General features: G+C 50.6%; 23 protein-coding genes and 2 pseudogenes. 12 read left to right on the top strand and 13 right to left on the bottom strand.

All coding sequences use genetic code 11. From position 1 onward, the window contains the following. Window positions 1–45: 45 nt before the first annotated feature. From sufB to KZ483_RS21835, 6 genes are all read right to left on the bottom strand, one after another. Entirely contained in the window at window positions 46–1,443 is a 1,398-nt protein-coding gene (gene sufB, locus KZ483_RS21810; protein ID WP_220349630.1) for a Fe-S cluster assembly protein SufB, read from the bottom strand. Window positions 1,444–1,478: 35 nt separating this feature from the next. Next, window positions 1,479–1,907, bottom strand: coding sequence for a Fe-S cluster assembly sulfur transfer protein SufU (sufU, locus tag KZ483_RS21815; RefSeq protein WP_220349631.1), 429 nt, complete (start codon window positions 1,905–1,907; stop codon window positions 1,479–1,481). Next, a complete protein-coding gene (locus KZ483_RS21820; RefSeq protein ID WP_220349632.1) occupies window positions 1,894–3,120 on the bottom strand; it encodes a cysteine desulfurase in 1,227 nt (408 codons plus the stop codon). The genes sufU and KZ483_RS21820 overlap by 14 nt, the downstream gene beginning before the upstream one ends. Continuing rightward, window positions 3,117–4,424: a Fe-S cluster assembly protein SufD gene (gene sufD / locus KZ483_RS21825; protein ID WP_220349633.1), complete on the bottom strand. Its 1,308-nt coding sequence runs from the start codon at window positions 4,422–4,424 to the stop codon at window positions 3,117–3,119. The genes KZ483_RS21820 and sufD overlap by 4 nt, the downstream gene beginning before the upstream one ends. A gap of 19 nt (window positions 4,425–4,443) precedes the next feature. Beyond that, on the bottom strand, window positions 4,444–5,223 hold the full coding sequence (sufC, locus tag KZ483_RS21830; RefSeq protein ID WP_220349634.1) for a Fe-S cluster assembly ATPase SufC: 780 nt from the start codon (window positions 5,221–5,223) through the stop codon (window positions 4,444–4,446). 159 nt (window positions 5,224–5,382) lie between these two features. Continuing rightward, on the bottom strand, window positions 5,383–5,967 hold the full coding sequence (locus KZ483_RS21835; protein ID WP_220349635.1) for a DUF1802 family protein: 585 nt from the start codon (window positions 5,965–5,967) through the stop codon (window positions 5,383–5,385). A 147-nt stretch (window positions 5,968–6,114) separates the two neighbouring features. Here KZ483_RS21835 and mtnK point away from each other — a divergent pair, with 147 nt between their 5' ends. Both mtnK and mtnA read left to right on the top strand, forming a co-directional pair. After that, window positions 6,115–7,335 carry an S-methyl-5-thioribose kinase gene (mtnK, locus tag KZ483_RS21840; protein WP_220349636.1) on the top strand — a complete coding sequence of 407 codons (1,221 nt, stop codon included), beginning with the start codon at window positions 6,115–6,117 and terminating at the stop codon, window positions 7,333–7,335. Between the two features lie 18 nt (window positions 7,336–7,353). Next, entirely contained in the window at window positions 7,354–8,412 is a 1,059-nt protein-coding gene (mtnA, locus tag KZ483_RS21845) for an S-methyl-5-thioribose-1-phosphate isomerase (protein ID WP_220349637.1), read from the top strand. Between the two features lie 83 nt (window positions 8,413–8,495). Here the strand turns inward: mtnA and KZ483_RS21850 are convergent, their stop codons facing one another. After that, entirely contained in the window at window positions 8,496–8,801 is a 306-nt protein-coding gene (locus tag KZ483_RS21850) for a YunC family protein (protein ID WP_220349638.1), read from the bottom strand. Window positions 8,802–9,050: 249 nt separating this feature from the next. Here KZ483_RS21850 and KZ483_RS21855 point away from each other — a divergent pair, with 249 nt between their 5' ends. Continuing rightward, window positions 9,051–9,524, top strand: a complete 474-nt coding sequence (locus tag KZ483_RS21855; RefSeq protein WP_258881371.1) for a hypothetical protein — start codon at window positions 9,051–9,053, stop codon at window positions 9,522–9,524. 42 nt (window positions 9,525–9,566) lie between these two features. On the opposite strand, the gene KZ483_RS21860 is transcribed toward KZ483_RS21855, so the two are convergent. Further along, on the bottom strand, window positions 9,567–11,483 hold the full coding sequence (locus KZ483_RS21860) for a putative bifunctional diguanylate cyclase/phosphodiesterase (RefSeq protein ID WP_258881372.1): 1,917 nt from the start codon (window positions 11,481–11,483) through the stop codon (window positions 9,567–9,569). Between the two features lie 350 nt (window positions 11,484–11,833). Continuing rightward, window positions 11,834–12,214 carry a DUF423 domain-containing protein gene (locus KZ483_RS21865; RefSeq protein WP_220349639.1) on the bottom strand — a complete coding sequence of 127 codons (381 nt, stop codon included), beginning with the start codon at window positions 12,212–12,214 and terminating at the stop codon, window positions 11,834–11,836. A gap of 78 nt (window positions 12,215–12,292) precedes the next feature. Here KZ483_RS21865 and KZ483_RS21870 point away from each other — a divergent pair, with 78 nt between their 5' ends. Next, a complete protein-coding gene (locus tag KZ483_RS21870; protein WP_220349640.1) occupies window positions 12,293–12,730 on the top strand; it encodes a hypothetical protein in 438 nt (145 codons plus the stop codon). Window positions 12,731–12,908: 178 nt separating this feature from the next. Further along, window positions 12,909–13,577, top strand: a pseudogene (locus tag KZ483_RS21875) (DUF444 family protein); the annotation flags it as partial. Window positions 13,578–13,583: 6 nt separating this feature from the next. On the opposite strand, the gene KZ483_RS21880 reads toward KZ483_RS21875, so the two are convergent. Then, window positions 13,584–14,822, bottom strand: a complete 1,239-nt coding sequence (locus KZ483_RS21880) for an MFS transporter (protein ID WP_220349641.1) — start codon at window positions 14,820–14,822, stop codon at window positions 13,584–13,586. Between the two features lie 238 nt (window positions 14,823–15,060). Here KZ483_RS21880 and yhbH point away from each other — a divergent pair, with 238 nt between their 5' ends. From yhbH to KZ483_RS21895, 3 genes are all read left to right on the top strand, one after another. After that, the gene (gene yhbH / locus KZ483_RS21885) at window positions 15,061–16,212 is read left to right on the top strand and encodes a sporulation protein YhbH (RefSeq protein WP_220349642.1); all 1,152 of its coding nucleotides are present in this window, start codon (window positions 15,061–15,063) and stop codon (window positions 16,210–16,212) included. A gap of 157 nt (window positions 16,213–16,369) precedes the next feature. Beyond that, entirely contained in the window at window positions 16,370–17,611 is a 1,242-nt protein-coding gene (locus tag KZ483_RS21890) for a DUF2157 domain-containing protein (protein ID WP_220349643.1), read from the top strand. Further along, window positions 17,598–18,131, top strand: a complete 534-nt coding sequence (locus KZ483_RS21895; RefSeq protein WP_220349644.1) for a GDYXXLXY domain-containing protein — start codon at window positions 17,598–17,600, stop codon at window positions 18,129–18,131. Before KZ483_RS21890 ends, KZ483_RS21895 begins: the two co-directional genes overlap by 14 nt. 56 nt (window positions 18,132–18,187) lie before the next feature. Here KZ483_RS21895 and KZ483_RS21900 read toward each other — a convergent pair whose 3' ends face one another. After that, a complete protein-coding gene (locus KZ483_RS21900) occupies window positions 18,188–19,723 on the bottom strand; it encodes a recombinase family protein (RefSeq protein ID WP_220349645.1) in 1,536 nt (511 codons plus the stop codon). Then, window positions 19,705–19,905 carry a hypothetical protein gene (locus KZ483_RS21905; RefSeq protein WP_220349646.1) on the bottom strand — a complete coding sequence of 67 codons (201 nt, stop codon included), beginning with the start codon at window positions 19,903–19,905 and terminating at the stop codon, window positions 19,705–19,707. The genes KZ483_RS21900 and KZ483_RS21905 overlap by 19 nt, the downstream gene beginning before the upstream one ends. An 84-nt stretch (window positions 19,906–19,989) precedes the next feature. Between KZ483_RS21905 and KZ483_RS21910 the strand changes: the two are divergent. After that, window positions 19,990–20,493, top strand: a pseudogene (locus tag KZ483_RS21910) (DUF444 family protein); the annotation flags it as partial. Between the two features lie 241 nt (window positions 20,494–20,734). Beyond that, window positions 20,735–22,558: an LTA synthase family protein gene (locus KZ483_RS21915; protein ID WP_220349647.1), complete on the top strand. Its 1,824-nt coding sequence runs from the start codon at window positions 20,735–20,737 to the stop codon at window positions 22,556–22,558. A gap of 167 nt (window positions 22,559–22,725) precedes the next feature. On the opposite strand, the gene KZ483_RS21920 is transcribed toward KZ483_RS21915, so the two are convergent. Next, the gene (locus tag KZ483_RS21920) at window positions 22,726–24,000 is read right to left on the bottom strand and encodes a sensor histidine kinase (RefSeq protein ID WP_258881373.1); all 1,275 of its coding nucleotides are present in this window, start codon (window positions 23,998–24,000) and stop codon (window positions 22,726–22,728) included. A gap of 202 nt (window positions 24,001–24,202) precedes the next feature. On the opposite strand from KZ483_RS21920, the gene KZ483_RS21925 reads away from it, so the two are divergent. Then, complete coding sequence (locus tag KZ483_RS21925; protein WP_220349648.1) at window positions 24,203–25,645, top strand: SpoVR family protein; 1,443 nt, start codon at window positions 24,203–24,205, stop codon at window positions 25,643–25,645. 123 nt (window positions 25,646–25,768) lie between these two features. Continuing rightward, window positions 25,769–26,110 (top strand): hypothetical protein, encoded by a 342-nt coding sequence (locus KZ483_RS21930; protein WP_220349649.1) that lies wholly within the window; start codon window positions 25,769–25,771, stop codon window positions 26,108–26,110. Window positions 26,111–26,147: the final 37 nt, after the last annotated feature.

Below are 26,147 nucleotides of genomic sequence, written 5' to 3' on the forward strand. Positions count from 1 at the left end.
CCAGCCTTCATACAAAGGCGGTCCCGGAGTTTTTTGTTTGGTTAATTAACCGATAGAGCCTTCCATTTCGAACTTGATCAGGCGGTTCATCTCTACCGCGTATTCCATCGGAAGCTCTTTCGTAAACGGCTCGATAAAGCCCATAACGATCATTTGCGTTGCCTCAGCTTCGGTAAGTCCCCGGCTCATCAGGTAGAAAAGCTGATCCTCGGATACTTTAGAGACTGTCGCTTCATGCTCCAGTGTAATGTTATCGTTCATAATCTCATTATACGGAATTGTGTCGGAAGTCGATTGGTTGTCGAGAATGAGCGTATCGCATTTGATATTCGCTTTGGAGCCTTCGGAATTCCGGCCGAAGGATGCCAAACCGCGGTACGTCACCTTACCTCCGTGCTTACTGATCGATTTCGATACGATTGTCGATGTTGTATCCGGAGCAAGGTGAATCATCTTTGCCCCTGCGTCTTGATGCTGCCCTTTGCCGGCAACGGCGATCGACAATACCATTCCCTTGGCTCCGCGGCCTTTCAACACGACAGCAGGATATTTCATCGTCAGTTTGGAACCGATATTACCGTCGACCCATTCCATCGTCGCGTTTTCTTCCGCAACGGCACGTTTGGTTACGAGGTTATAAATATTCGGCGCCCAGTTCTGGATCGTTGTGTAACGCGCACGGGCGTTCTTCTTCACGATAATCTCAACTACAGCACTGTGAAGCGAGTTCGTGCTGTAAATCGGAGCCGTACAGCCTTCCACGTAATGTACGAAGCTGTCTTCGTCGGCAATGATGAGCGTACGTTCGAATTGTCCCATGTTCTCGGAGTTGATGCGGAAGTAGGCTTGAAGCGGTACTTCGCATTTAACGCCTTTAGGCACGTAGATAAAGCTGCCGCCCGACCATACCGCACTGTTCAAGGCTGCAAATTTATTGTCATTCGGCGGAATAATCGTACCGAAATATTCACGGAAAATCTCGGGATATTCTCTCAGCGCGGTATCTGTATCCGTGAAAATAACGCCCTGCTTTTCGAGATCCTCCTGCATGCTGTGGTATACAACCTCGGATTCGTACTGCGCGGACACGCCGGCAAGGAACTTTTGCTCCGCTTCAGGTATACCGAGCTTATCGAACGTTTCTTTAATTTCGCTCGGAACTTCCTCCCAAGTCTTCCCTTGCTTTTCAGAAGGTTTCACGTAGTACTGGATATCGTTGAAATCCAAATCGTCCATGTTGCCGCCCCAACGCGGCATTTCCATCTTACGGAACTGTTCAAGCGATTTTAAACGGAAGTCCAGCATCCAAGAGGGCTCGTTCTTCATTTCCGAAATCGTACGGACGATCTCCGGCGTCAGTCCTTTGCCGGATTGGAAAATCGATTTATGCTCGTCGCGAAACCCATATTTATAATCTTCTAAATCGGGCATTTGCTTAGCCATGTGAAAGGCCTCCCATTCATGCGCGTTATCCGCGCTTATTGTTGTTTCTGGTTCTCAATGCCTTTACGCAGCGCGTTCCAGGAAAGAGTTGCACATTTAATGCGCGCCGGAAACTTGCTTACGCCTGATAATGCCTCAATATCTTCAAGCTCTTCGAACTCAGCGGTTTCGCCCTTGATGAACCCGGAGAACTTCTCGGCGAGCGCAAGCGCTTGATCGATCGTCTTCCCCTTTACCGCTTCAGTCATCATCGAAGCCGAGGACATGCTGATGGAACAGCCTTCACCGGTATACTTCGCCTGCTTGACGACTCCATCCTCGAGCTGCAGCTGCAAGGAGATACGATCGCCGCATGTCGGATTGTTCAGGTTGACAGTAACCGCCTGATCGTCAAGCGTTCCGCGGTTGCGCGGGTTTTTGTAATGGTCCATGATGACCCTGCGGTATAAATCATCCAATTGCATAACCGAAGAACTCCTTTGTCTGGTGGAGGGCGTCAACGAGACGGTCGACGTCCTCTTCGGTATTGTATAAATAGAAGCTTGCTCTAGCCGTGGCCGAAGCATTCAACCAGCGCATAAGCGGCTGACAGCAATGATGCCCGGCGCGGATAGCAATGCCTTTCGTATCAAGTACAGTCGCCACGTCATGCGGATGAACCTCGCCAAGGTTGAAGGTTACAAGTCCGGCACGATCTTTGGCCGGTCCGTAGATGGTCAGTCCGTCTATTGCGCTCAGCCGCTCATAGGCGTAAGCCGACAGCTGATGCTCATGCCGCTCGATGGCGTCAAGCCCGATCTCCTGCAGGAAATCGATCGCTGCGCCAAGCCCGACTGCACCTGCGATAATAGGCGTACCGCCTTCGAATTTCCAAGGAAGCTCTTTCCAAGTCGATTCGTAGAGGTCGACATGGTCAATCATCTCGCCGCCGAATTCGATCGGCTCCATCTCCTCCAGCAGCGCTTTCTTGCCATAAAGCGCGCCGATACCGGTTGGGGCGCACATCTTGTGTCCTGAGAATGCATAGAAATCGCAATCCAGCTCCTGAACGTCGACCTTCATATGAGGCGTGCTCTGCGCACCGTCAACAACGATCTTGGCGCCGTGACGATGGGCGATTGCACCAATTTCTTTGATCGGATTAATGACACCCAGTACATTGGAAACATAAGTTAAAGAAACGATTTTCGTTCGATCTGTAATCGTCTTCTCGGCGTCTTCCAGGCTAATCGTGCCATCCGGCTGCAGCGGGATATACTTAAGCGTAGCACCGGTCGCTTTGGCCGCTTGCTGCCACGGGATCAAGTTGGAGTGATGCTCCATCGGCGTTATAACGATTTCATCGCCTTCGCCGCATACACTGCGCGCGTAACCTGATGCAACCAGATTGAGCGCAGTTGTTGTTCCGCGCGTGAATATAATTTGCTGCGGACTGCCAGCATTCAGAAAGGCGGCGACTTTCTCCCGGGCTCCCTCATAGGCGTCCGTCGCACGCGAGCCAAGCGTATGCACACCGCGGTGCACATTGGCATTGTCAAGCTCATAATACCGAGTCACCGCATCAATGACGGAACGCGGCTTCTGAGAAGATGCCGCGCTGTCCAGGTAAACGAGCGGATGCCCGTTTATTTCTTGATGCAGGATCGGAAACTGCTCCCGAATCGCCTGCACATTCATCCTTCCAGCTTCCTTTCAAGCAGACGCTGAAGCTGTTCCCGTACCGCGTCAATCGGAATCTCCGACACGACGGGCGCCAGGAAGCCGTGAATGATAAGTCTTTCAGCGTCCTGTTTTGTAATACCCCGGGACATCAAGTAGTAAACTTGCTCCGGGTTTACTTGACCGACGCTGGCCGCATGTCCGGCTTTAACGTCGTCTTCGTCGATCAGCAGAATAGGATTGGCGTCGCCGCGCGCTTTCGGACTCAGCATAAGCACTTTCTCCGCCTGGACTCCGTTCGCTTTCGTTGCGCCTTTTTCAATCTTGGTTATGCCGTTAATGATCGCCGTCGCCTGATCTTTCATGACAGCGCGCGTTACCATCATACTCTCGGAGCTGCGGCCGAAATGTATCGCGCCTGTCGTCAGACTCATCTGCTGCGAATTCGTACCGATGCTGATTACTTTCGCATCAGACGTTGAACCGTTGCCTTTCAGCACCGACTGCGTATCGGAAAGCGTATGTCCGTCATGCAGGTCGCCGATGATCCATTCGATACGGCCGTCATTCTCGACAATGGCCCTACGGATCGTCAGATCAACGATGTTGTCTGCCATATTATTTACCGTAGCGAAGCGAACATGCGCGCCCGGGTTTACGAAAACTTCAACGATCGCTTGTTTCGCGAGCGGTTGAGCTTTAGCCGCGTATGCGGTAGCGACGTTATCAACATAAGTAACGCGGCTGTTATTGTCTGCAACGATCAACAAGTGAGGCGAGAATGTCGCTTCCGCGTCATCGCTGAACAACAATCCCTGCAAAGGCAGCTCTACATCGACGTTCTTCGGCACATATAAGAATATACCGCCATTCCAAATCGCCGAATGAAGCGCCGTAAGCTTATTCTCGTCTTGACCGACTGCCTTGAACAGGTATTTCTGAACCAGCTCGGAATGCTCGCGAGCCGCAGTTTCCAAATCTGTAAAGATTACACCCTTTGCTTGCAGCTCAGGGGATAATTGACTGTATACCGCGCCTGAATTGCGCTGAACGACGAAACCCGCAGGCGCTTCGCCTGACAGCCCCCGTACGGCTTCAGGCAGTTCTTGAAGCGACTGAATAGCCGTTTGAGCCTTGTAAATGCCGACTGCCGCCAGGTTCCAGCGGTCGATGCGAATTTTTTCCGGTTTCGGCCATTCCAGCGTTTCAGCCAGTTCCGCGCCTTTGGCCCGGCTCGCTTCAAGCCATGAAGCTTCGCCCTTACTTTGTGACAACGCTTCGGCGGATTGGCGGTTCACCGGAGTCGAAATTTGTGTACTCATTATCGATGCTCCCCCTCCGCTAAACCTGTCCGACCGTTTCATCCACGATGCCGAGTTCTTCTTTAACCCAATCGTAACCTTCGTTTTCCAGACGCTGTGCAAGCTCCGGTCCGCCGGATTTAACGATACGGCCCTGCATCATGACGTGAACGAAGTCAGGCGTAATATAGTTAAGCAGCCGCTGATAGTGCGTTATGATCAGGAAGCCGCGCTCTTCGGAACGCATGCTGTTCACGCCGTTAGCCACAATCTTAAGAGCGTCGATGTCCAAACCGGAATCGATCTCGTCAAGAATGACGATTTTCGGATCGATCATCATCATTTGCAATATTTCGTTCCGCTTCTTCTCGCCGCCGGAGAACCCTTCGTTCAAGTAGCGGTGAGCGAATTCGGTGTTGATTTCAAGCTCTTTCATCTTGCTTTCCATTTGGCGGATAAATTTAATGAGCGAAATCTCGCTTCCTTCTTCGCGGCGGGCATTGATTGCGCTGCGCAGGAAATCGGAATTCGTGACGCCGGTGATTTCACTCGGATACTGCATGGCGAGAAATAAGCCGGCCCGGGCGCGTTCATCAACCGCCATCTCGAGCACATCTTCGCCGCCCAGCAGAACCTGGCCTTCAGTCACTTCGTATTTCGGATGCCCCATCAGAGCGGAAGCGAGTGTGCTTTTTCCGGTGCCGTTAGGTCCCATGATGGCATGTACTTCGCCGCCTTTTATTTCAAGGTTGATGCCTTTAAGTATCTCTTTGCCTTCGATCGCGGCTTTCAAACCGTCGATCTTGAATTGTGTTGCCATTGTAAAATGCTCCCTCCAATAGTTCGGTTGTTTCTGCTGAAACAATTCCTCTTTTATATTCATTCTAAATTGATTCTCATTGATTCTCAATACTTATTTTAGTATAAGTCTGTTTATAAATCAATAAAGCTTGCGCCCTTCATTAGTCATAAACCGTCGTTATAGGGTAAGCGCTGTGCGAATTTCCGACACTTGTTCATTGAACTGTTCATCCGTAAGCACCGGCTTCGCGTCCGCTGCGGCAATTCCGTCTTCAAGCGTTACCCACGATTTACAGCCGCTATAGGCCTCATGCATCGGGATTTCGACCGGCTGCTCCAATACGCTGACGCGCAGCAGCAGCAGATGTAACGGCTTGGTCTTTTTCCACTTGAGTCTCTCTTCGGCGAACGCATCGGTCCAGATATGGAATTCCCGGATACGGTCCAGTGTCTGCTGGTCGCGGATTTCGATATCGTCTACCGCCTCGGCGAAAGCGTTAATGCTTATGGTTTCCGCTTCCGGGCGCCAATGCGCCAATGTCTCGCCCACGCCGGACCGGTAAGCCTCCTTAAGCAGCTCGGGCTTTTGATGCTCATAGGCGGGGAGCAGGAAGAAGCTCCTTGTCATAAGCTGAAAATCCCTCGTTTCTTCGGCGATACCGCCCTTCCGCAGCACAAGGATCTGCTTGCCTTCGGCCAACGCTTTAACCGCTACCGCCCACTCCTTGAGGGCGATCCGCGGCTCCTGTTCGGGATGAATCATAGGTTGTCCCTCCAAACGGTTCATTTATCTAGTGTAACCATTATAACAAATGTCGCTATTCCAACGCGAAAAAATATTCGCTATACTTATTGAGGTCGGACCGTATTGATCGAATTAATCTATAATTAAATCGGAGGTGGACAAATTATGTCTGCTTATCATCCATTAAACGAAAAAGAAGCGATTGAAATCGCCCGCACTCTTGAAGGCATATTCCCGCCGGGCGCAAAGCTGAGCAGCCGCGAAATCGGCGACGGTAATTTAAACCTGGTTTTTCACATCTCGGATCCGGCAAGCGGCCGAAGCATTATTATGAAGCAGGCCCTTCCTTACGCTAAGGTCGTAGGCGAATCGTGGCCTCTAACATTGGACCGCGCGCGCATCGAGAGTGAAGCGCTTATTCTCGAAGGAAGGCTTGCGCCCGGTCTGGTTCCCGCCGTTTATAAGTACGATCCGGAGCTTGCCCTGACGATAATGGAAGACTTGAGCGATCACGTCATTATGCGCCGCGGCCTCATGGAGAACGGCCGGTACCCGCTGTTCGCCGACCACATTTCAACCTTTCTCGCCCGAACGCTGTTCTTCACATCGGATCTGGGGCTTAACCAGCAGGAGAAGAAACTCCGCGTACGCGACTTCATTAATCCGGAGCTGTGCAAAATTACGGAAGATCTGATCTTCGACCATCCCTACACGGATGCCGACACCAACAGCTTCGACGAAGCAATCCGCGACGAAGCCGAAGCGCTGCGCAGCGACGGCGCCCTCCACTACGAAGTGGCGCTGCTCAGGGAGAAGTTCCTGACGCAAGCGCAGGCGCTGCTCCATGGGGACCTGCATACCGGGAGCATCTTTATTACCCCGGCCTCGACGAAGGTTATAGACCCGGAGTTTGCTTATTATGGACCGATGGGCTTCGATATCGGAGCCGTAATCGCGAACCTGCTGCTGAACTTCGCAAGCCGGGAGCATTGGGATTCGGATGATGAATCGCGCCAGGAATACCGTACGTATTTAATTGAAACCGTCCAGGAGGTGTGGACGCAGTTCGACGCTAAATTCCGTTCCTTATGGAACGCAAATGGAATTGACCGTCTTGCCGCTGCTGCACCCGGTTATCAAGACGATTACATGCTCCGCTTGCTCAGAGACACGATTGGATTTACGGGCTGCAAAATGGTCCGCCGTATCGTTGGTTTGGCCCATGTCGCCGATATCGACCGCATTCCGGATGCTGCTGCGCGCGAGAGTGCCCAACGGCTATCGCTTGCAATCGGCAAATCGCTTATCAAATTGAATCGCAGCGCATCCTCAATTGATGAGCTGATCGATATTGCTCAGCGGTCTGCTGCATCACTTGAAGCGTAAAGAAAGGAATTATGCCAAATGAATAAAACTGATCATAACGCACTTCAATCCGTCATTTGGGCGGGCGACCGGCTTGACCTTCTCGATCAGCGGCTTCTGCCGGAAGAGGTCATCTATCTCCCGCTTGTTTCGGTGCAAGACGTTTGGGAAGCGATCCGGCACCTCAAGGTGCGCGGCGCCCCGGCAATCGGTATTGCCGCCGCTTACGGCGTCGTATTGGGAAGCCGGGACAGCGACAGCAAGGACAAGTGGCTGCAGTCGGTTAATGAGGCGGCCGGGTATCTTGCCACATCACGGCCGACGGCGGTTAATCTGTTCTGGGCGCTTGACCGGATGAAAGAACGGGCGGTTCAATTATCCGCCGGCGAATTTCAGCTCCAAGAACTGAAAGAAGCGCTGCTTCGGGAAGCGATTGCGATTCAAAGCGAGGACGAGGAGACTTGCCGGCTTATCGGCGAGCATGCACTCACGTTGTTCAAGCAAGGAATGGGAGTGCTGACGCATTGCAACGCCGGCGGCCTCGCGACCGCCAAATACGGTACGGCGCTCGCTCCCTTCTACCTCGCTGAAGAACAGGGGATCAAGCTGCGCGTTTTTGCCGACGAAACGCGTCCCGTACTGCAGGGCGCGCGATTGACGGCCTTCGAGCTCCAGCAAGCCGGTGTTGACGTTACGCTTATTTGCGACAACATGGCCGGGCTGGTTATGAATAAAGGCTGGGTCGACGCCGTAATCGTCGGCACCGACCGTGTAGCTGCAAATGGCGATGTAGCGAACAAAATCGGCACATACAGCGTAGCGGTTCTCGCTAAGGCCCATAACATTCCATTCTATGTAGCTTGTCCGCTTTCAACGATCGATCTCAATACCCCAAGCGGCGATCTGATTCCGATTGAAGAACGAAACGCCGAGGAGATCACTGAAGGCTTCGGCAAAAGAACCGCTCCGCAGGGCATTAAGGTATTTAATCCGGCCTTTGACGTTACGCCGCATGAATACGTTACGGCCATCATTACCGAGAAGGGCATAATACGCCCGCCGTTCGATGTCAATTTGCGGGCATTGTTTAACAACTAGCCGCACAGGATGCAGCAACAAAAAAAAGGGAGACCGCGGCGGCTGTATCAGACAGCTTCCACGGTACCCTTTTTTTATGCAAATCAGGTCATCAGCCCGATGGCATCCGAACCCTTCATCCCTTGCTTAATTCCGAGCGCTTCCGCCCCCGCTGTTACCGATTCAAGCGGAGCGTCCATCAGTTCCTCCAAGGTTCTGACACCAACCGCACGCCCTGCAATAATGTTCCGCTCCTTCAGCCTCTCGTTCAATAAAGCAACGTCCAGCGCTCCACACATAATGTAGCCGCTGTCGGTTGCCACCGCAAGCAGCGTCGTCTTCGGCAGCTTGACCTCGATACCAAGCACAACTTTTCCGCTGTCCAGCGTCATGGGAACCATACGCATCATCTGAACCCACTCCTTCTCAGCTTACCTCCGCGCCATATTAATTTCGATGGTTATCGCAGGCTGTACATCGATTCGAAACGATCGGTTTATAGTTATCGTTTCTTCACTATATGCCTTAGGAAGCTGCTCGGTGTAGGTTAACCTTTTATAAAACGGCTGACCGATATGACAAAAATCGCACAACATGGAAGCTACTTTTATTTCTCTTTAGATGGTATAGTAATGATACTTAGTTTTATTGGAGGAAGCATGAAAACAAAGGATAAAACGGTCAGAGAACAACCCGCCTTCTTGTTCAATGTCGACCTGCTCGTTCAGGCCGATACGAATCCGCTTGCAATGGAGCGTTTGCTCCATCTTCTTAATCAGTGCGGCTTTGCCGATTACCGGATTCTATCCGGAGTGGAGCTTGGCAAACTCATAACAGAACTGGAAACAGGGAAATCGGAGGAATCGGAGAGTACCGGCTTGCCGCCTGCTGTAAAGAATTCAGAGCCTCAGCCGGCAGCCGCATGGCCTTCCGTCAATGACCGCATTCAATTGATCATCTCAGAGAACCGGTTAATTCGGCTTTCAGTGAATAAAGGATACGGGGTCAAATTAAGCATTCCCTGCCGAATCATCAATTACGATGAAAACAGCCTGATGTTGACGGTATATCATGTGGACGAGAAGCAAGTATACTCGTTCTCCCTGAACGAAATCGACGACTTCTTCATTTAAACCACAATAAAAGGAGCCTTGCAATCGAAGGCTCCTTTTCTCTTATCCGGCTGCACTTGACTGGAGCATTTCCGCAATTCGACTGCCTGGTACAGGCGGACTCCAGAAATAACCCTGCATTTCGTCACACATATGTTTTTGCAGAAATTGCATCTGCACCTCGTTCTCTACGCCTTCGGCAATGACCTGCAAATTGAGGTTGTGGGCCATCGCAATGATGGCGGCGACTATCGCCGCATCAGCAGGGTCCTGTTCTATATCCCTCACAAACGAGCGATCGATTTTCAGTCTGTCGATCGGCAGATTTTTCAAATAATGAAACGAGCTGTAGCCTGTTCCGAAATCATCGATACTGATATTGACGCCGAGCTTGGTTAGTTCAAGCAAGCACCGCGATGCATGGTCGACGTCAATCGTCATCGTTTCGGTGATTTCCAAATCAAGGCAAGCGGGAGACAGTCCTGTGCGCTTTAATATGTCGGCAATTTTGTTCGTCAGATTTTGCTGTAGAAACTGTCTGATCGAAAGGTTGACGGAAACCGGAATTTCCGGATAGCCCGCCTGCTGCCACGCTTTATTTTGCCGGCAAGCCTCCTCGAGGACCCAATCTCCGATTTGTACGATCATGCCGCTCTCTTCCGCCAGCGGGATGAATTCAGCCGGCGGCACGAGGCCGCGTTCCGGATGCTGCCAACGCACGAGAGCCTCCAGACCCACGATCGCACCGCTGCAAAGATTGTACTGCGGCTGGTAATGAAGAACAAATTCTCCCTGCTGGATTACCCGCTTCAATTCATGCTGAAGCGTCAGCCGCTCAAGAGAGCTGTTATCCCAGGTCTCCGAATAAAGAAGACAGTCGTTCTTGCCCCCTTCCTTCACTTTAGCAAGGGCCATTTCCGCTTTCTTTATGAGAAGTATCGCATCGTCGCATTCCTTTGTATTGACGGCAATGCCGATGCTCGCCGTTATATGCAGCGGCACTCCCTGCAGCTCAAACGGCTCTTCAAGCGAGTTAAGCACGTTCTTCACCTTGTCCGGCAGCTCGGCTTCCGAACCGGCATCGGCGTATAAGATAGCAAATTCATCGCCTTCCATCCGTGCTGCGACATCGTCCTCCGCTAAACCCCGGATCAGTCTTTCCGCTACTTGAAGCAGCAGCATATCACCGGCATCCCGTCCGAATGAAGCGTTAATTAATTTAAAACGGTCGACATCCAGATACAGGACGGCCAGCTTTCGGCCGCTTGCTTTCGAACGGAGCAGGCACTCGGTTAGTTCCAGCATGAAAGATCTCCGATTAGGCAGTCCCGTCATGTCGTCATAATAGGCCATATACCGGATCCGTTCCAGGTTACGTTTGCGGTCGCGTAAATCCTGGCTGATAATGACAGCTCCGACTACCTCGTTATTCCTCACCACCGGAGCGGAAACTACATGAATGTCGAATGAATAGCCCGTGCTGTGCAGCACGCTAAAGGTTGATTCCTGCACTTCGCCGCGCAATGTTTGTTCAATTTTCTCATAGATTTGCTGCCGGCTCCGGGCTTCGATCAACGGCAAAAAGGATTCGCCCGTGAGCTCGTCCCGGCTGTAGCCGAGCAATTGGCTTGAAGATTCATTGATCTCTACGATACGTCCGGATTTGTCAATTACGGCAAGCGCGACCGGGCTGTAACGAATTAATGAATCGACAATAGGAGTGTTTAGATCACGTGCCGATGCAAAATGCGGATGGCGCTGCATCGAAGGAACTACAATCCCCAGAATTACGGCGAGTGAGGCCGCAGCTGCGGAAAATGCGCTCCATTTGTAAGCCGTGCCGGTAAACCACCAATGACTGAGCAGAATCCATATTAATGCGAAAATACCGATCATTAAAGCGTAAAACCAATGGATGCGAACGCTTACATATTGTTTTTGCTCTCGGTGCTCCGACGTGTCCGCCGCATCAATAGACACTTACCATCTTCCTTTCTCTGTAACCCGGGTTCGCCATATAGGTCTATTATAAACGATACTGGTCAATTATGGATACTACGATTAAAGAAGAAATAGGAAGAACAGATTATTTTTATATAATAAAATTACATATATTTGCTAAATTGAATGATCATTTACCGGATCTGAAGAGATAACAGGGGGACTATAGGTCACCTCAATCGGGGAAAGGCAGAAGATTGCAAAGTCGGACTTCCGCGGTCAGTTTGTGCCCGCAGCATAGTGCCATGATGACGGCATTACGGAAGCGGAAATGCTTCCGTATGCCTGACATCTCCATTATGACGTGTATACACCTGATCAAATGGCGGTTAATCGGTTCTTGATTTCCAAAGCGCATAGGCTGCAAGACCCCAGGCAACGATAAAAGCGACTCCGCCGAGCGGGGTGATCGCTCCCAGCCATTTCACATCGGTCAAGCTTAACACATATAGGCTGCCGGAAAACAAGAATATTCCGGCATGCATAAGCCGGGCGGCCCACCGTATCGGTTGGGTGGAGCCCAGCCGGTCGGCGGCCAAAGCCAGCAGCAGCATTCCGATCCCATGGTACATATGGTAGCGAACTCCCGTCTCGAACACATTCAGCATTTCTTCACTGAGGCGAGCCTTGAGGCCGTGCGCCGCAAAAGCTCCTAACACAACCGCCAGCAGCGCGTGAATCGCACCCAGAGCCCCGTATTTACTAAACATTTTCAACCCACCCTTTCCAATGACTGTAAAATCGGTTAAAATGTACGATATTAAACGAGAGAAAAAGGAGACACAGCGATGACTGAGAATGAAACAGACAGACTAAACCCCGAACCCGGATTTACAACAGAGCCTTTCGCCGGCCAAGAACCTCCAAGGCCGCAATCGAAGCTCGGGATTGCCTCCTTTATCATTGGACTCGTGAGTATTATCGGCTTTATCATATGTATCATCATCGCAACTTCGTCTATTATGAACTACATCGACGGCAACGGCAAGACTATCCAAAACATTGAAGAAATATCGTCAAATATTCCGCTTTTAGCCGCCGGATTGCTAATGCTCGTATGCGTCGGACTCAGCTTCGTGGGGCTGATTCTCGGCATTGTCGGCGCATGTATGAAAAACACGCGCAAAGCGTTCTCAATTATCGGAATCGTGCTCAATTCGCTTCTGACTGTAGGCTTCATCGGTTTATTTATATTCGGGATCATCATGCAGACGGCCGCCGGCTAGTATGTCTATAATGTTTATCGTCTGAAGGAACCGAACGCGGTTCTTTCAGACTTTTTTATTTGTCCTGCATTGTAGATTAATAGAAACGGGCTTATTTTGCTTCACATAACCGCCCGGCACTTGAATACAATGAATAACAACTAGGGCAACGGCCAGGAGGTGCCAAGGCATGGAGTCAATGAATGGACCGCTTTATATCGTGTCGCGCGAAGACTGGTCTCTTCATCGGAAGGGCTATCAGGACCAAGCGAGGCATCAACAGAAAGTCCGTGAGGCAATTAAGCAAAATTTGCCCGATCTAGTCTCAGAGGAAAATATCGTCATGTCCGACGGAAAGCAAGTCATCAAGGTGCCTATTCGGAGCCTCGATGAATTTCGCTTCGTTTATAATTTCAACAAGAACAAGCATGTCGGCCAGGGCGATGGCGACAGCAAAGTCGGCGACGTTATCGGGGTAGATCCGGCTCCCTCCCAGAAAGGCGGCAAAGGAGAAGGCGCCGGCGATCAGCCCGGCGACGATGTTGTGGAAGCGGAAATCAGTCTAGCCGAGCTGGAAACGATGCTGTTCGAGGAGCTCGAGCTGCCCTATTTGAAGCGGAAGGATAAGGACCAGCTCGAGACGAAGGAAATCAAGTTCAATGATATTCGCAAGAAGGGTATTATGTCCAACATCGACAAGAAGCGGACAATTCTTGAGAATTTAAGGCGCAACGGGGCGAGCGGCAATCCGGGTATCCACGGCATATCTCCCGACGACCTTCGATATAAGACATGGGAGGAGAAAGTGATTCCGCAATCCAATGCGGTTATATTGGCTATGATGGATACGTCCGGTTCTCTGGGAGCGGCATAACTAACTACCGGGAGCCGGCTGCTGCGGCTGTTGTCTTCCTTTCCAATGAAGCACGAAGATAAGCAGGCCTGCCCAGCCGAACAAGGATGCTCCAAGCAGCAGGCTCGGCATAGGAAGAGAGCCCGACAAATATGTGCTGAGCAGAGGCGCGATCGTACCGCGAACGCCGAACAGCATCAGATGGAGGCCGAAGACGACAGCCTCGCGTCCCGGGGCAAGGCGGAACACATACGCGAGAATGCCGATATCCCAAATAGCGTCTCCCACCCCCTGAATCCCGCTGCCGATCAGGACCGCCGGAAAATTACCCATAATAGCATATAACAACGGAACGATTGCGAACGCGCCGAAACCGAAAATAATAGTATGCTTCGCAGATAACCGGTCGATGACAAAGCCGACGATCAAGTAAGCCGTCAGCAGGCAAGCGTAGTAGGTAACCCTGGCTATTCCGATCTGCACATTGCTCAGCTCCAGCCGGTCGACCTGGATAATTTGATAGAGCGGTCCAGCCAATATATTTCCAAATCCGGCAAGGGTGCAGGCGAGAAAAAAGATCCCCAGCTCCGGATTGTTTTTGACAAGCTGAAGCTGGTCCTTGAACGACGCCCGTCTTACGGCAGTCAACTTGGCAGGAGCCGTCTTCTTCGCCCTTACCTTGATAAAAACAAGGATAGACAGTACACCGGCGGCTGAGGCGAATATGAGCGGTCCCGCCGGTCCGGCAGCATCCGTCCACCTTCCGACGACATAGGCGAAAGGAATCATCAATACGCCCATTATGACACGGACGTTGCCCATCAATTTGCCTCGATGCTCCTGAGGATACATGCGAATAATGAGTGATGCGTAGGCGGGCGCCTGAACGCCCATCAGCAGTTGAAAGACCAGTGCCACAGCAACGTAAACGACAGGGGCGCCAAAAAATGCGGGAAGCAGGATAAGCGCCCTTCCAATGAGGTTCGGAACGATCATGAACAGCTTCGGATTCGACCGCTCAATCCATGCGGCCCACAACGGGGAGAACAGCAGACCGATGGCCGGTGCAGCCGATAACAGGCCGACCTGCATATTCGTAGCCCCTTCCCTGATGGCCATCGGAATATAAAACTGATTGAATACAACATTAAAAAAGCTGAATAGTACGGACGCCCCTGCATCATAACAAAAATTATGCCATGCGCGAGGTCCCAATTGAATTTTTAAATTGGAGAAAAATGTTTTTATGCCAGCCAGCATCGATGCCTCTACCCTTCTTATTTTCTTGACATCATTCTAGCAGCAGCTGACGTCTGGTAATAGAATCCCACGGCAGGCTGGATTTTGCAATAGATGAACTTAAACATGGAACTGCAGCGGACTGAATATACTGTATGATATCACTTCCGCGATCTCCATCCGTGGAAAACAGTTCCGAAGGGGCGTATGAGGACTTGCGCTTTCGCACGTTGAATAATTGAATCTGAGGTGATTTGCCATGACAGAGCCTCTGTTTACCGTCTCGAAGGAGGATTGGTCCCTTCACCGCAAAGGTTATCTGGACCAAACGCGTCACCAAGAGAAAATTCGCGAGGCAATCAAACGGAATCTGCCCGATATCGTGTCAGACGAAAGTATCATATTATCCGATGGCCGGAAGACGGTCAAGGTCCCGATCAAGAGCATCGACGAGTACCGTTTTGTTTACAATCACGGCAAGAAGCAGCACGTCGGACAAGGCGACGGCGAATCACAGGTCGGCGATGTGCTCGGGGTGGATCCGCAGGCGGCGAAAGAAGCAGGAAAAGGACAGGGAGCGGGCAATCAGCCCGGCGAAGACTGGGTAGAGACTGAAATCAGCATGGACCATCTGGAGGATTTGCTGTTCGAGGAGCTGGAGCTGCCGAATCTGGAACAAAAGCAGAAGGAGAACCTTGAGACCACTGACATTGTTTTTCAAGATGTCCGAAGAAAAGGGATTATGTCCAACATCGATAAAAAACGTACCCTGATTGAAAATTTGCGTCGTAATGCCAGCGCCGGCAGGTCTGCAATCGCGGGGATTTCCCCCGACGATCTGCGGTTCAAGACTTGGCAGGAAGTCATAAAACCCCATTCCAATGCCGTAGTGCTGGCGCTTATGGACACCTCGGGAAGTATGGGCTCTTTCGAGAAATATGTAGCGCGCAGCTTCTTCTTCTGGATGACCAGATTTTTGCGGCGTAAATACGAGCATGTGGAAATCGTCTTCATCGCCCATCACACTGAAGCGAAGGAAGTGACGGAAGAAGACTTCTTCACGAGGGGTGAGAGCGGCGGTACGATCTGCTCATCGGCTTATCAGAAGGCTCTTGAAATAATAGACAGCCGGTATTCTTCCGCCTATTGGAACATATATCCTTTTCATTTCTCCGACGGCGACAATCTCACCTCTGATAATGAGAAGTGCGTACGGCTGATCGAGGAATTGATGAAACGGGCCAATATGTTCGGCTACGGCGAGGTTAACCAGTACAACCGGAGCAGTACGTTGATGAACGCGTACAAACACATCGGAAACAAAAAGTTTCTGTATTCGATCATTCGCGAGAAAGGTGAAGTGTATAAAGCGCTCAAGACCTTTTTCTCCGATCAATCCGTCAGAGCTTAATCGCTTGAACCCCGCTGTCGGTATAGACATGCGGGGTTCTTGTGCGTTGTCCGGTTATCATGCTTGCGTTAAGAAGGTACTACTTAAAGATAGTACTATTTATTTCGGAAATTGTGTCTATACTTGTAATCAAGCAGCCAAGAAAGAGGTGCAGACGATGAGCAGAAAGTGGCTTGAACATGAAGGCCGGACCTGGATCGAGAAGGGCATCATCACGAGCGACCAACACCGCCGTCTTATTCAGTTGTATCCGGAGCAGAAACGCGCTGTCGGAATCATCCCCATACTCGGCAGCATTCTGGTCGGTCTGGGAATACTCAGCTTCACGGCTGCGAACTGGCAGGACATTCCTGAGCTTGTCCGTCTTATTATGATCGGGCTTGTCCTGGTCTTATTCTACGCAGCAGGCGGCGTCTATTACAGAAAAGGCCAAGAGAGACTTGGCATTGCCCTGCTGAGCATCGGTCTGATTACGTTTGGCGCCGGAATTGTACTGGTCGCGCAAATGTTTCATCTCGTCGCCTACGACACCACCTCGTTTATCGTGTGGGGCTGTGCCGGACTGCTGCTAACTTACTTATATCCCAGCCGTTTTTTATTTCTCCTGAGCCTGCTGATAATGACCTGGTCGCAGTGGTACAGCGTAGTAGAATTCAATAATTTCAGCTATTTCACCTTTGCGGTTACTGTTCTCGGCTTCGGTTATTACTGGCGAAACAGGCAGAATGCACTGCTTGCATGGTGTTTGGCACTCAGCTTTACGGCGCAGTCGCTGATGATGGTTACCGTGAACGATTGGCCCTTTACATGGTTCTTCCTTCCTGTTTGGCTGTTATATTCCTTAATGGATTGGAACAAGGAACGAAGGTCAGTCTATCCGTTTCAGGCTGTGCCGCTGGTAGCCGCTTATTTGTTCAATCTGTTCATCGTACTGTTCTGGGATGAGGGACATGTCGAATCATCAAGCTTCTATGAGGATATTGCGGCGCAGCCGCTCATCTACGGTTTGAGCCTGCTCATACTGCTTGGCATCTCCTTGGCCGGCAAACAGCGGTACAAGCGCTTGGAATCAGCGCCCGATTGGATGCTTGCGCTCCCATTCTTCTATCTTACATCCGGCATGGATGTCGTCTATTTGATCATCTTATCCTTATTCTCATTGTACCTTCTGTGGCGGGGCTACGCGGAGGAATGGCGGCTGAAAATCAATCTCGGCACCTTGTTGTTCCTGTGCAGCACGATGGCGGCATATTTCAAGCTGACATGGGGTTTTATGGACAAGTCCGTCTTTTTCATCCTGGGCGGAATTATGCTGCTCGCACTCAGCTGGTTCTTAAACCGCCGCAAGCAGAAATTTCTGGCGGATATAGAGGAGGAGAACAGCCATGAACTTCAATAAAGCGCTCCGTCACCGAAGTACACTGCTGATCCTGCTTGTCGCAGCACAACTGCTGTTTCTTACGGGAATCGCCTGTTACCATTATGCAATCGGCTGGTTCGGCAAGGACATCCGGATCCAGACCGTGCCCGTCGATCCCAGAGATTATCTTTACGGCGATTACGTCCGCTTGAATTATAGAATTAACCGGATCGGGGAAAATCTGTGGAAAGGACCCGGGCGGAAGCCCGAGTCCGGCGACACCGTCTACGTAGTGCTTGAAAGCAAACAGCCAAGCGGCATTTACGAAGCAACAGCCGCTTATCCATTTAATCCGCCTGCCTCGCCGCAGGAAGCCGTTCTTAAAGGACGGATCAGCTACCTGGATAATCGGGAGATTTTCATTCAATATGGATTGGAAAAATATTATGTGGAAGAAAATACGGGCAAAAAGCTGGAAGAGCAGGCCGCTAATTTGATTGTCAAGGTCAAAGTGGCGCCGTGGGGAAGCGCTGTTATCGAAGAACTTGAGCTGCAGTAACAAACGAACGAAGTCTGCTTGAGCTGGGTTCAGCTTCCGCAGACTTCTTCTTTGTCTTATCGGTTAAAATCAACAGCATATTCGATTACCAAGCGGTCACCGGTCAGCGTAACCCGCTTGATCAGATCATGCAATAATAATCTTGTGCATTCATGGCCGCCCAGCTCCAGGCGTTTGAACTCCGCTGCATAATGCTTCAAGGAGCCGGGGGCCGCGCCCTCCTGGCATAAGCCTTCTATTTGCTGCTCCAAGCCGGCAAGCTCTTCCTCCAAAAGATGAGCCTGCCGCTTCAGTTCAAACATTTGCCGCCGGTAGGTCTCTTCGTCGAACAGCTCTCTCTGCCCAAAAAGGCTTATCTGCTCCCTGCTCCCCTTCTCTCTTCGCTGCCGCTTCACCTTGATATCGGAACGAAGCCTCTGGATGTCCCCTTCCTTATCGGCGGTTATCATCAACAATTCATCGGGAATCCGGTTCAGCCGGCCTCGGATTATATTCAAGATCGATTGTTCCAGCGCATTCGCATTTACATTGGCTTGAGGGCAAACGCGCCGGCCGAACTTGTGATAAGTCTTGCAAATGTAGTAGCGGTATTCCTTCCCGTTTGACGACCGCTTCTGACATACCATACCTGCACCGCACATTCCGCAAAACAAAATGCCCGTTAACGGATGATAGGCCCGCCGCGGCGACCGGTTGTGGCTTCTCGACTGCATCATCCGCTCAGCTGCGAGAAAGGTATCCTTATCGACCACTGCTTCATGAGCGTCCTGAACGACCTGCCAGTCCTTCTTATCCACTCTTATCTGGATTTTCTTCTTTGTCATTCTCCCGCTCTCGTCATATTCCCTGTGAAGCCGGTTCCTTCGCGTTCCATAGACGACATTGCCGATATAAGCTTGATTGCGGATCAGTTTATTGACGCTTTCCCGGCTCCACCGGTTGCCTTTCTTGGTCCGAAAGCCCTGCCGGTTTAAATACTCCGCCACCTTAAACGTCCCCCAGCCCTTATGCACATAAAGATCGAATACAAGGACGGGGATATGCTTCAATTCGGGATCGACCTCCAGCCTTTGGGTCTCCCGGTTGACCCTGAAGCCGATCGGGGGCTCCCCGCCCCACTGCCCGCGCCGGGCTCTCTGCTTGCGCGCGCTGCTGACCCGTGCGGAAATTTTTTTACTTTCCTGTTCGGATAGAACCGATAAGATGTCAAAGGTGATATTGTCTTTATTAAGCGAATCATAGTTATCGTTGATTGCGAGGACTCTCACGCCATACTGCTCGAACATTCCGATAATGGCCGGATTCTCTTGCTTGTCACGGCCAACGCGGCTTATTTCCTTAAATATAAGCAGCTTGAACCGGTCATTTCTGGCATCGATAATCGCCTGTTTCATCTCCGCTCGGTCAAACACGCTCGTATAATAACCGGATACAGCCTCATCGCGGTAAACAATAATGTCGGAGCGGTCATATTGATCTCCGAGCCGGCTGATATATTCCTCGCACTGGCTTACCTGGTTCTCGATCGAATCTCCCTGCCGCCCGGTGCTGACGCGGGTATAGATGGCGCATTTTATTTTATTCTGCTGCACATCTGTCCCTCCTTGAATTCAATGCTCCGTGGTCCCGCGCATTCAGGTTCAGAGCGGTCACTTAATTGAAAGGAAACACGAACCTCCATCCCATACTTTCTCCTGACGAACTTCACAAGTTCAGTTTCAATCCATTTTGAGACGGGCTTCTCTCCCTCAATCTCGCAGAAAGTGAAATTCATTCGCTCGCCCCCTCTTCATCCCTTACTTAAAGGTATGCCGGCGGAAACCAGTCCTATGTGGCATTCTTTGTTCATTGCGGCAGTCCCGGTTCCATGGGCAGTTTCGAAAAGTATGTAGCTCGCAGCTTCTTCTTCTGGATGACGCGGTTTCTGCGGCACCAGTATGAGAAGGTGGATATCGTCTTTATTTCCCACCATACCGAAGCTAAAGAAGTAACCGAGGAAGAGTTTTTCACCCGCGGCGAAAGCGGCGGCACGATCTGCTCGTCGGCCTATGTGAAAGCTTTGGACATCATTGACAACCGGTTTCCGCCTGCGCTGTACAACATCTACCCCTTCCACTTCTCCGACGGGGATAACTTAACTTCCGACAATGAACGCTGCGTCAAGCTGATCGGCGAACTGCTCAAACGGGCCAACCTGTTCGGTTATGGCGAAGTGAATCAGTATAACAGGTCAAGCACCCTGATGTCCGCTTATAAACATATTGCCATTCCCAACTTCCTGTACTATGTCATCCGCGAGAAAGGCGAAGTGTATCACGCACTTAAATCCTTCTTCCGCAAGCGGGAAGCTGTGACAGGTTGACGGAAATCATCAGGTCTGCCCTCAGCTCGCGCCGGGGCAGATTTTTTGGTTTGAACGCGTGTTTCAACCCTTCCGGGAAGCTTTGACAAACCGGTCATCCGAGAGCATAATAATTCTATTATCAAATAAAGACATAGCTTCCGATTACTTCATCCCCGCTATGATCATTCCGCCTAGTTTTGAGGCAGCGAAAGGAAGGTTGGGCATCGTGCCTCCACTTCATCCCGCGCGCTTATTGCGTATGAAACCATTCATCTTTTTTACGCTCATTCTACTTTTGAAAAGTGCCTTGGCTTATTTCGTGATTTTCGACGGTGGCCTGTCCTGGACAATATTGATAACGGAAATTCCATTTATATGGCTAATGTTTTGTCTCATAGAAATGTTTGCCACCAAACGGAAGCTCGGTTTTTATATGGCAGCCAATTTTATCGTGACCGCCGTTATGTTCGCAGTCATTATGTATTACAAATACTACGGTGTCATCGTCACCTATCACGCTCTTGGGCAGGTCACCCAGGTGACAGCGGTGAAGAGCAGCGTATTTTCGCTCCTTGATCCGTATTATCTTCTCATATTTCTGGACATTATCGTCCTCGGTTTTATCGTGTTCAGGAAGAAAACGGCTCAAGCCTGGAAAACGATCAGCTCAAAGAAAGCAAACAGAAAAGCGGTTACAGCTCTATTTACGGTCTCTCTCGGACTTTGTTTTTTCAGTATTTATCCTAATCGTGCGAGCATGAACGAAATCGTTAAAGCGGAAGATATGGGCATACTCAACTATGAATTTTACACTCTGCTAGCCGGTAACAATCAAGAATTAACCGATATAAATGTGATTACTCAGGAAGCGATCAACAAGGAAAAGAATATTGAAGAGCCGGCTTCACCGCACTACTGGAATGCTGCGGCCGGAAAAAATGTCATTATCCTGCAGCTCGAGGCATTCCAAACCTTCCTGGTCGGCCTTACAATTGACGGCAAGGAAATTACGCCGAATTTGAATAAGCTGGCACGAGAGAACTTCTATTTCCCAAACTTCTTCCAGCAGGTCGGGCAGGGCAACACCTCCGACGCCGAATTCGTAGTAAACACATCCTTTCTGATTCCGCCGAAAGGCGCCGCCTCTCAGGTATATGCGAATAAAGCGATTCCGAGCCTTCCAAAGCTTCTGTCAAAACAAGGCTACCGGACGGCCACCTTTCATACGAACTCGGTGGAGTTTTGGAACCGCAAGGAGCTTTATGAAGCGCTTGGCTTCGACCGTTATTATGACCAGGAGTTCTTTGGCCAGGACGATACGGTGTTCTTCGGGCCTTCCGATGAAGAGCTGTATGGGAAAACGGCTGAAGAGCTGGAGAAAATGGGACATGACGGGGTACCGTTTTATGCGCAGGTCATTTCAATGACGGCCCATCACCCGTTCACGATACCGGAGAGAAAGTATAAAATGACTCTTCCGGACCGGTATGAGGGCACATTCGTCGGCGACTATATCCGTGCGCAAAACTATGCGGATTATACGATGGGATTGTTCATCGACGATCTGAAAAAGCGCGGAATTTGGGATAACAGCATACTGGTCGTTTACGGCGATCATCTCGGGCTCCCCATCTATTCGCTGAACCGCGACGATAAGGAGTTAATGCAAGAGATATACGGCCGCGAGTACGGATATGCGGATATGCTGAACATTCCTCTCGTAATTACCTCACCCGATGTGACGAAACCGGCTGTTATGACCCAAATCGGAGGCCAATCGGACATTATGCCGACTATTGCGAATTTAACCGGGGTTTCGCTAAAGGATCATATTTATTTTGGACAGGATCTGCTGAATCAATCGTCAAACTTACTGCCTGAACGCTATTATTTGCCTTCTGGCTCGTTCATAGCCGACCATTCCCTGTTTGTATCGGGAGCCGGCTATGAGGATGGCTCCCATCACCCGCTGCAGGGACTCGGAAATTCGGATTCCAAAGCCTCACTGGACGAATACAATCGGGCGCTTAAGCTGCTCCATCTGTCAGACAGCTATGTAAGTCAGCTTCCCGACCGCGACTGATAAGCATCGATAAAGGGCTCTTAGGCTCTCTCTTAGTAATGTAACGAGTGTGGGAGCTGCGGGTCTGCTGGGTCACGGGGTCTGCTGGGTCACGGGGTCTGCCGGCTCTGCGGGTCTGTGCGGTTCGTCGGGTTGAGCCGGATCTTCCCGGACCCGGCATTCAACCCTCAGGCCGAGCCCGATTCCACTTGTCTGTATGACTTGAAACGGAGATCGCACTTCGTGCCGTGGCCCGGCTTGCTGCGGAAGGAAATCTCACCGCCCATTACCTGAACAAGGCTGATGACCACCATCAGTCCGAGGCCGGTTCCTTTTTCTTTTGTAGTGAAATACGGCAGCCCGATCCGTTTAAGCTGCTGTTCGTTCATACCGCTCCCGGTATCGGCAATTTGCAGGCAAACCCGCTCGCCGTCTGACCATGTTCTGAGCGTCAGCTGACCGCCATCCGGCATCGCTTCGATGGCATTTTTAAGCAAATTCAGCAAACACTGCTGAAACTTTTTTTGTTCTCCGACAATGTACAGCGGCTCGACATCGAGATGCTTGATCCGGATTTCGATTCCAGACATGACGGACAATGGAGAAATCCATGGGATGAGACCGTCTATTTCGGTCCGGATGTCAATCGGTCCAGGTTCCTCAACAGTCGGCTTGGAATAGTTCAGGTAGTCCGAAATAATCGAGCTTGCATGCTCAATTCCTTCAATGGCGTGCAGCCGGTATCGTTCCAAAGCCTCCGGGCTTACATTTGGTTTGCCCATCATTTGCAGAAAACCGCGTGTCGTCGTTAACGGGTTGCGTATTTCATGAGAGATTGAAGCTGCCAGCTGCCCGATCATTTGATACTTCTCCGCATTAAATAGCTGTTCCCGAAGCTTCTCCTGCTTTTTGACCTGATAATAGGTATAACTGACAAGCAATGTAGACAAGTATGTCCCCGTCAACGCAACCGTTAACTGCTCCATATTTACCGTATACCCCCGCAATAAATACACAACTAAATATACGGCTAAATGAACCGACACCAGCAGTACCGAGGATAACGCGATCTCACCGTATTTGCTGAATGCCAGACGTTGGTAATGAAACAGCATACCGAGCAGAAGCATCATCGTCGTACCGGCTGCTGTAGCAACCCAGTCATTCCCTACGACGGCGATTCCGCATACCAGGAATGCCGCCCATGTAAAAAAACCGGGTATTAAGCCTTCGAACATAACGGCCAGCGCCAGCGATACCGGCGTAAGATGAAGAGCGTACACAAGCGGGTCAATCACTTCCGTCCCTATATAAAAACCGGTAAGCACAAACAGGATGCACACAAACAGAAGCTTTCTCCGGCGATTGACGAATAACGCTTTGGGAGTGACGATCAGAAAAATGAGACAGGCGCTCATGATGTACAGCAACCCATGAAATTCCTGTGCGATAATAGATGGCATATGCTGGCATTCTCCCTTTGTAAAAGGTACGGGAACGTTTATTGATGTTGATAACGCTGTCACACTATTAATATATCACACAACAACCTTCCGGGCAGAATCAATTTGATCTGCGCGTCAGTGTCACCGCATAACGCCGGAAGCTTCCCCATACATATAGATATGAACATAAAAAATCGGTCTTTCGTGGGGGGAGTGACGGTTGCGCCAGGATGAAATAACTGCACTGGAGCGGGCAATTGATGAAATTACGGAAATCGCCAAAGGTTTCGGTCTCGATTTCTACCCGATGAGGTATGAAATTTGCCCGGCCGACATTATTTACACCTTCGGTGCTTATGGCATGCCGACCCGCTTCAGCCATTGGAGCTTCGGCAAAACGTTCCATAGGATGAAAATGCAATATGATTTTGGCTTGAGCAAAATCTATGAACTCGTCATCAACTCCAATCCATGCTATGCGTTTCTGCTCGACGGCAACTCGCTCATTCAGAACAAGCTTATTGTCGCCCACGTGCTGGCGCATTGCGATTTTTTCAAAAACAATGCGCGCTTCGGCGGTTCGAACCGAAATATGGTCGAAAGCATGTCGGCCACTGCCGAGCGTGTGAGTCAATACGAAATGGAGTACGGTACCGAAGCCGTCGAACGCTTCATCGATGCGGTGCTGGCGATACAGGAGCATATCGATCCGACCCTTATCAAGCCTTATCAGCTCGATAAATCGCGTTACATCGAGCTTCTGAACAAAGAGAAAAAGACGGGCAAAGTTCCGCCCAAATTCGGCTACGAGGATTTATGGTCTCTTGATGAGGAAGCGCGGTCTGCAGAGGATTCCGATTCCAGGCTGAACGAAACCAAGCAGTTCCCTCCAAAGCCTGAGAAAGATATCGTCTGGTTCATCGAGGAATACTCCCCTATTCTGGAGGACTGGCAGCGGGACATTATGTCCATGCTCCGCGATGAAATGCTTTACTTCTGGCCGCAGATCGAAACCAAAATCATGAACGAAGGCTGGGCTTCCTACTGGCATCAGCGCATTATCCGCGAGCTTGATTTGACCAGTGAGGAGACAATCGAATTCGCGCATCTTAATTCATCCGTGGTTCAGCCTTCGCGGCACAGCTTGAATCCTTACTACTTGGGCCTCAAAATATTCGAAGACATCGAGCGCCGCTGGGACAATCCGACGAAAGAGGAGCAGGAACGTTTCGGACGCAAGCCCGGTGTCGGGCGCGAGAAAATATTCGAGGTGCGGGAATTCGATTCCGATATCTCGTTCCTTCGCAATTATTTGAGCAAAAAGCTGGTCGAGGACCTCGACTTATACGTATTCGAGAAAAAAGGCGCCGAGTGGAAAATAACCGATAAAACATGGGAGTCGATCCGCGACCAGCTGGTATATTCGCGGGTAAACGGCGGATTCCCGAGCATCGTCGTTTCCGATGGGGATTTCAACCGGGTTGGCGAGCTGTTTCTCGTTCACCAATATGAGGGGGTGGAACTCGATCTGAAGTATGTGGAACGCACGCTGCCTCACGTGGTTCAATTATGGGGCAAATCAGTCCATTTGGAAACGGTAGTCGAGGATAAACGCATTGTATTCAGCTGCGACGGGAAGAAGACGAGCCGCAAATTCATTTGACAGCCGAAAGATTTTGTGAGAGGTGGTTGGCCCAATTTCCACTCCTGCTGTTTCACCTTGCAAGCGGAAGGTTATGGTATACGTATACAGGGGATTTTCCCCGGAACGAAGAGGTGAATGACAATGAAGACTTTGTTAATTGTCGTTGGGGTCTCGCTGTTCTTATTCCTGGTAGCCATTGTATTCCGATCAAGCCGCTGGAAAACGATTATGTCCGCAACAGGAAACCAAGCGGATGAATTGCAGGAAAAACACGCTTATCTGCATAATGAAGGGTTTCGATGTCGTCTTCGCGTAGAGGAAAATCAGCCAGTCGCCGGCTTCTCTAACACCGGGTTCAATCCAGGTAACCATAGAAACGTCCTAACGAAGCTTCAGGTGCATGAAGAAGATGTGAAAAATGCGGCAGAAGCGCTCGACCGGTTTGAACGGGAACGCGTAAGAAGCCAAACCCCTATTTTGTAATTTGAAATTTCCCGCATGGGGATGAATAGTCGCCAGG

Source organism: Paenibacillus sp. sptzw28 (assembly GCF_019550795.1).
Lineage (GTDB): Bacteria > Bacillota > Bacilli > Paenibacillales > Paenibacillaceae > Paenibacillus_Z.

Excerpts from the sequence above, each read along its gene's own strand:
- sufB (WP_220349630.1), bottom strand. The coding sequence starts at position 1,443 with ATGGCTAAGCAAATGCCCGATTTAGAAGATTATAAATATGGGTTTCGC.
- sufU (WP_220349631.1), bottom strand. The coding sequence starts at position 1,907 with ATGCAATTGGATGATTTATACCGCAGGGTCATCATGGACCATTACAAA.
- KZ483_RS21820 (WP_220349632.1), bottom strand. The coding sequence starts at position 3,120 with ATGAATGTGCAGGCGATTCGGGAGCAGTTTCCGATCCTGCATCAAGAA.
- sufD (WP_220349633.1), bottom strand. The coding sequence starts at position 4,424 with ATGAGTACACAAATTTCGACTCCGGTGAACCGCCAATCCGCCGAAGCG.
- sufC (WP_220349634.1), bottom strand. The coding sequence starts at position 5,223 with ATGGCAACACAATTCAAGATCGACGGTTTGAAAGCCGCGATCGAAGGC.
- KZ483_RS21835 (WP_220349635.1), bottom strand. The coding sequence starts at position 5,967 with ATGATTCATCCCGAACAGGAGCCGCGGATCGCCCTCAAGGAGTGGGCG.
- mtnK (WP_220349636.1), top strand. The coding sequence starts at position 6,115 with ATGTCTGCTTATCATCCATTAAACGAAAAAGAAGCGATTGAAATCGCC.
- mtnA (WP_220349637.1), top strand. The coding sequence starts at position 7,354 with ATGAATAAAACTGATCATAACGCACTTCAATCCGTCATTTGGGCGGGC.
- KZ483_RS21850 (WP_220349638.1), bottom strand. The coding sequence starts at position 8,801 with ATGATGCGTATGGTTCCCATGACGCTGGACAGCGGAAAAGTTGTGCTT.
- KZ483_RS21855 (WP_258881371.1), top strand. The coding sequence starts at position 9,051 with ATGAAAACAAAGGATAAAACGGTCAGAGAACAACCCGCCTTCTTGTTC.
- KZ483_RS21865 (WP_220349639.1), bottom strand. The coding sequence starts at position 12,214 with ATGTTTAGTAAATACGGGGCTCTGGGTGCGATTCACGCGCTGCTGGCG.
- KZ483_RS21870 (WP_220349640.1), top strand. The coding sequence starts at position 12,293 with ATGACTGAGAATGAAACAGACAGACTAAACCCCGAACCCGGATTTACA.
- KZ483_RS21880 (WP_220349641.1), bottom strand. The coding sequence starts at position 14,822 with ATGCTGGCTGGCATAAAAACATTTTTCTCCAATTTAAAAATTCAATTG.
- yhbH (WP_220349642.1), top strand. The coding sequence starts at position 15,061 with ATGACAGAGCCTCTGTTTACCGTCTCGAAGGAGGATTGGTCCCTTCAC.
- KZ483_RS21890 (WP_220349643.1), top strand. The coding sequence starts at position 16,370 with ATGAGCAGAAAGTGGCTTGAACATGAAGGCCGGACCTGGATCGAGAAG.
- KZ483_RS21895 (WP_220349644.1), top strand. The coding sequence starts at position 17,598 with ATGAACTTCAATAAAGCGCTCCGTCACCGAAGTACACTGCTGATCCTG.
- KZ483_RS21905 (WP_220349646.1), bottom strand. The coding sequence starts at position 19,905 with ATGAATTTCACTTTCTGCGAGATTGAGGGAGAGAAGCCCGTCTCAAAA.
- KZ483_RS21915 (WP_220349647.1), top strand. The coding sequence starts at position 20,735 with ATGAAACCATTCATCTTTTTTACGCTCATTCTACTTTTGAAAAGTGCC.
- KZ483_RS21920 (WP_258881373.1), bottom strand. The coding sequence starts at position 24,000 with ATGCCATCTATTATCGCACAGGAATTTCATGGGTTGCTGTACATCATG.
- KZ483_RS21930 (WP_220349649.1), top strand. The coding sequence starts at position 25,769 with ATGAAGACTTTGTTAATTGTCGTTGGGGTCTCGCTGTTCTTATTCCTG.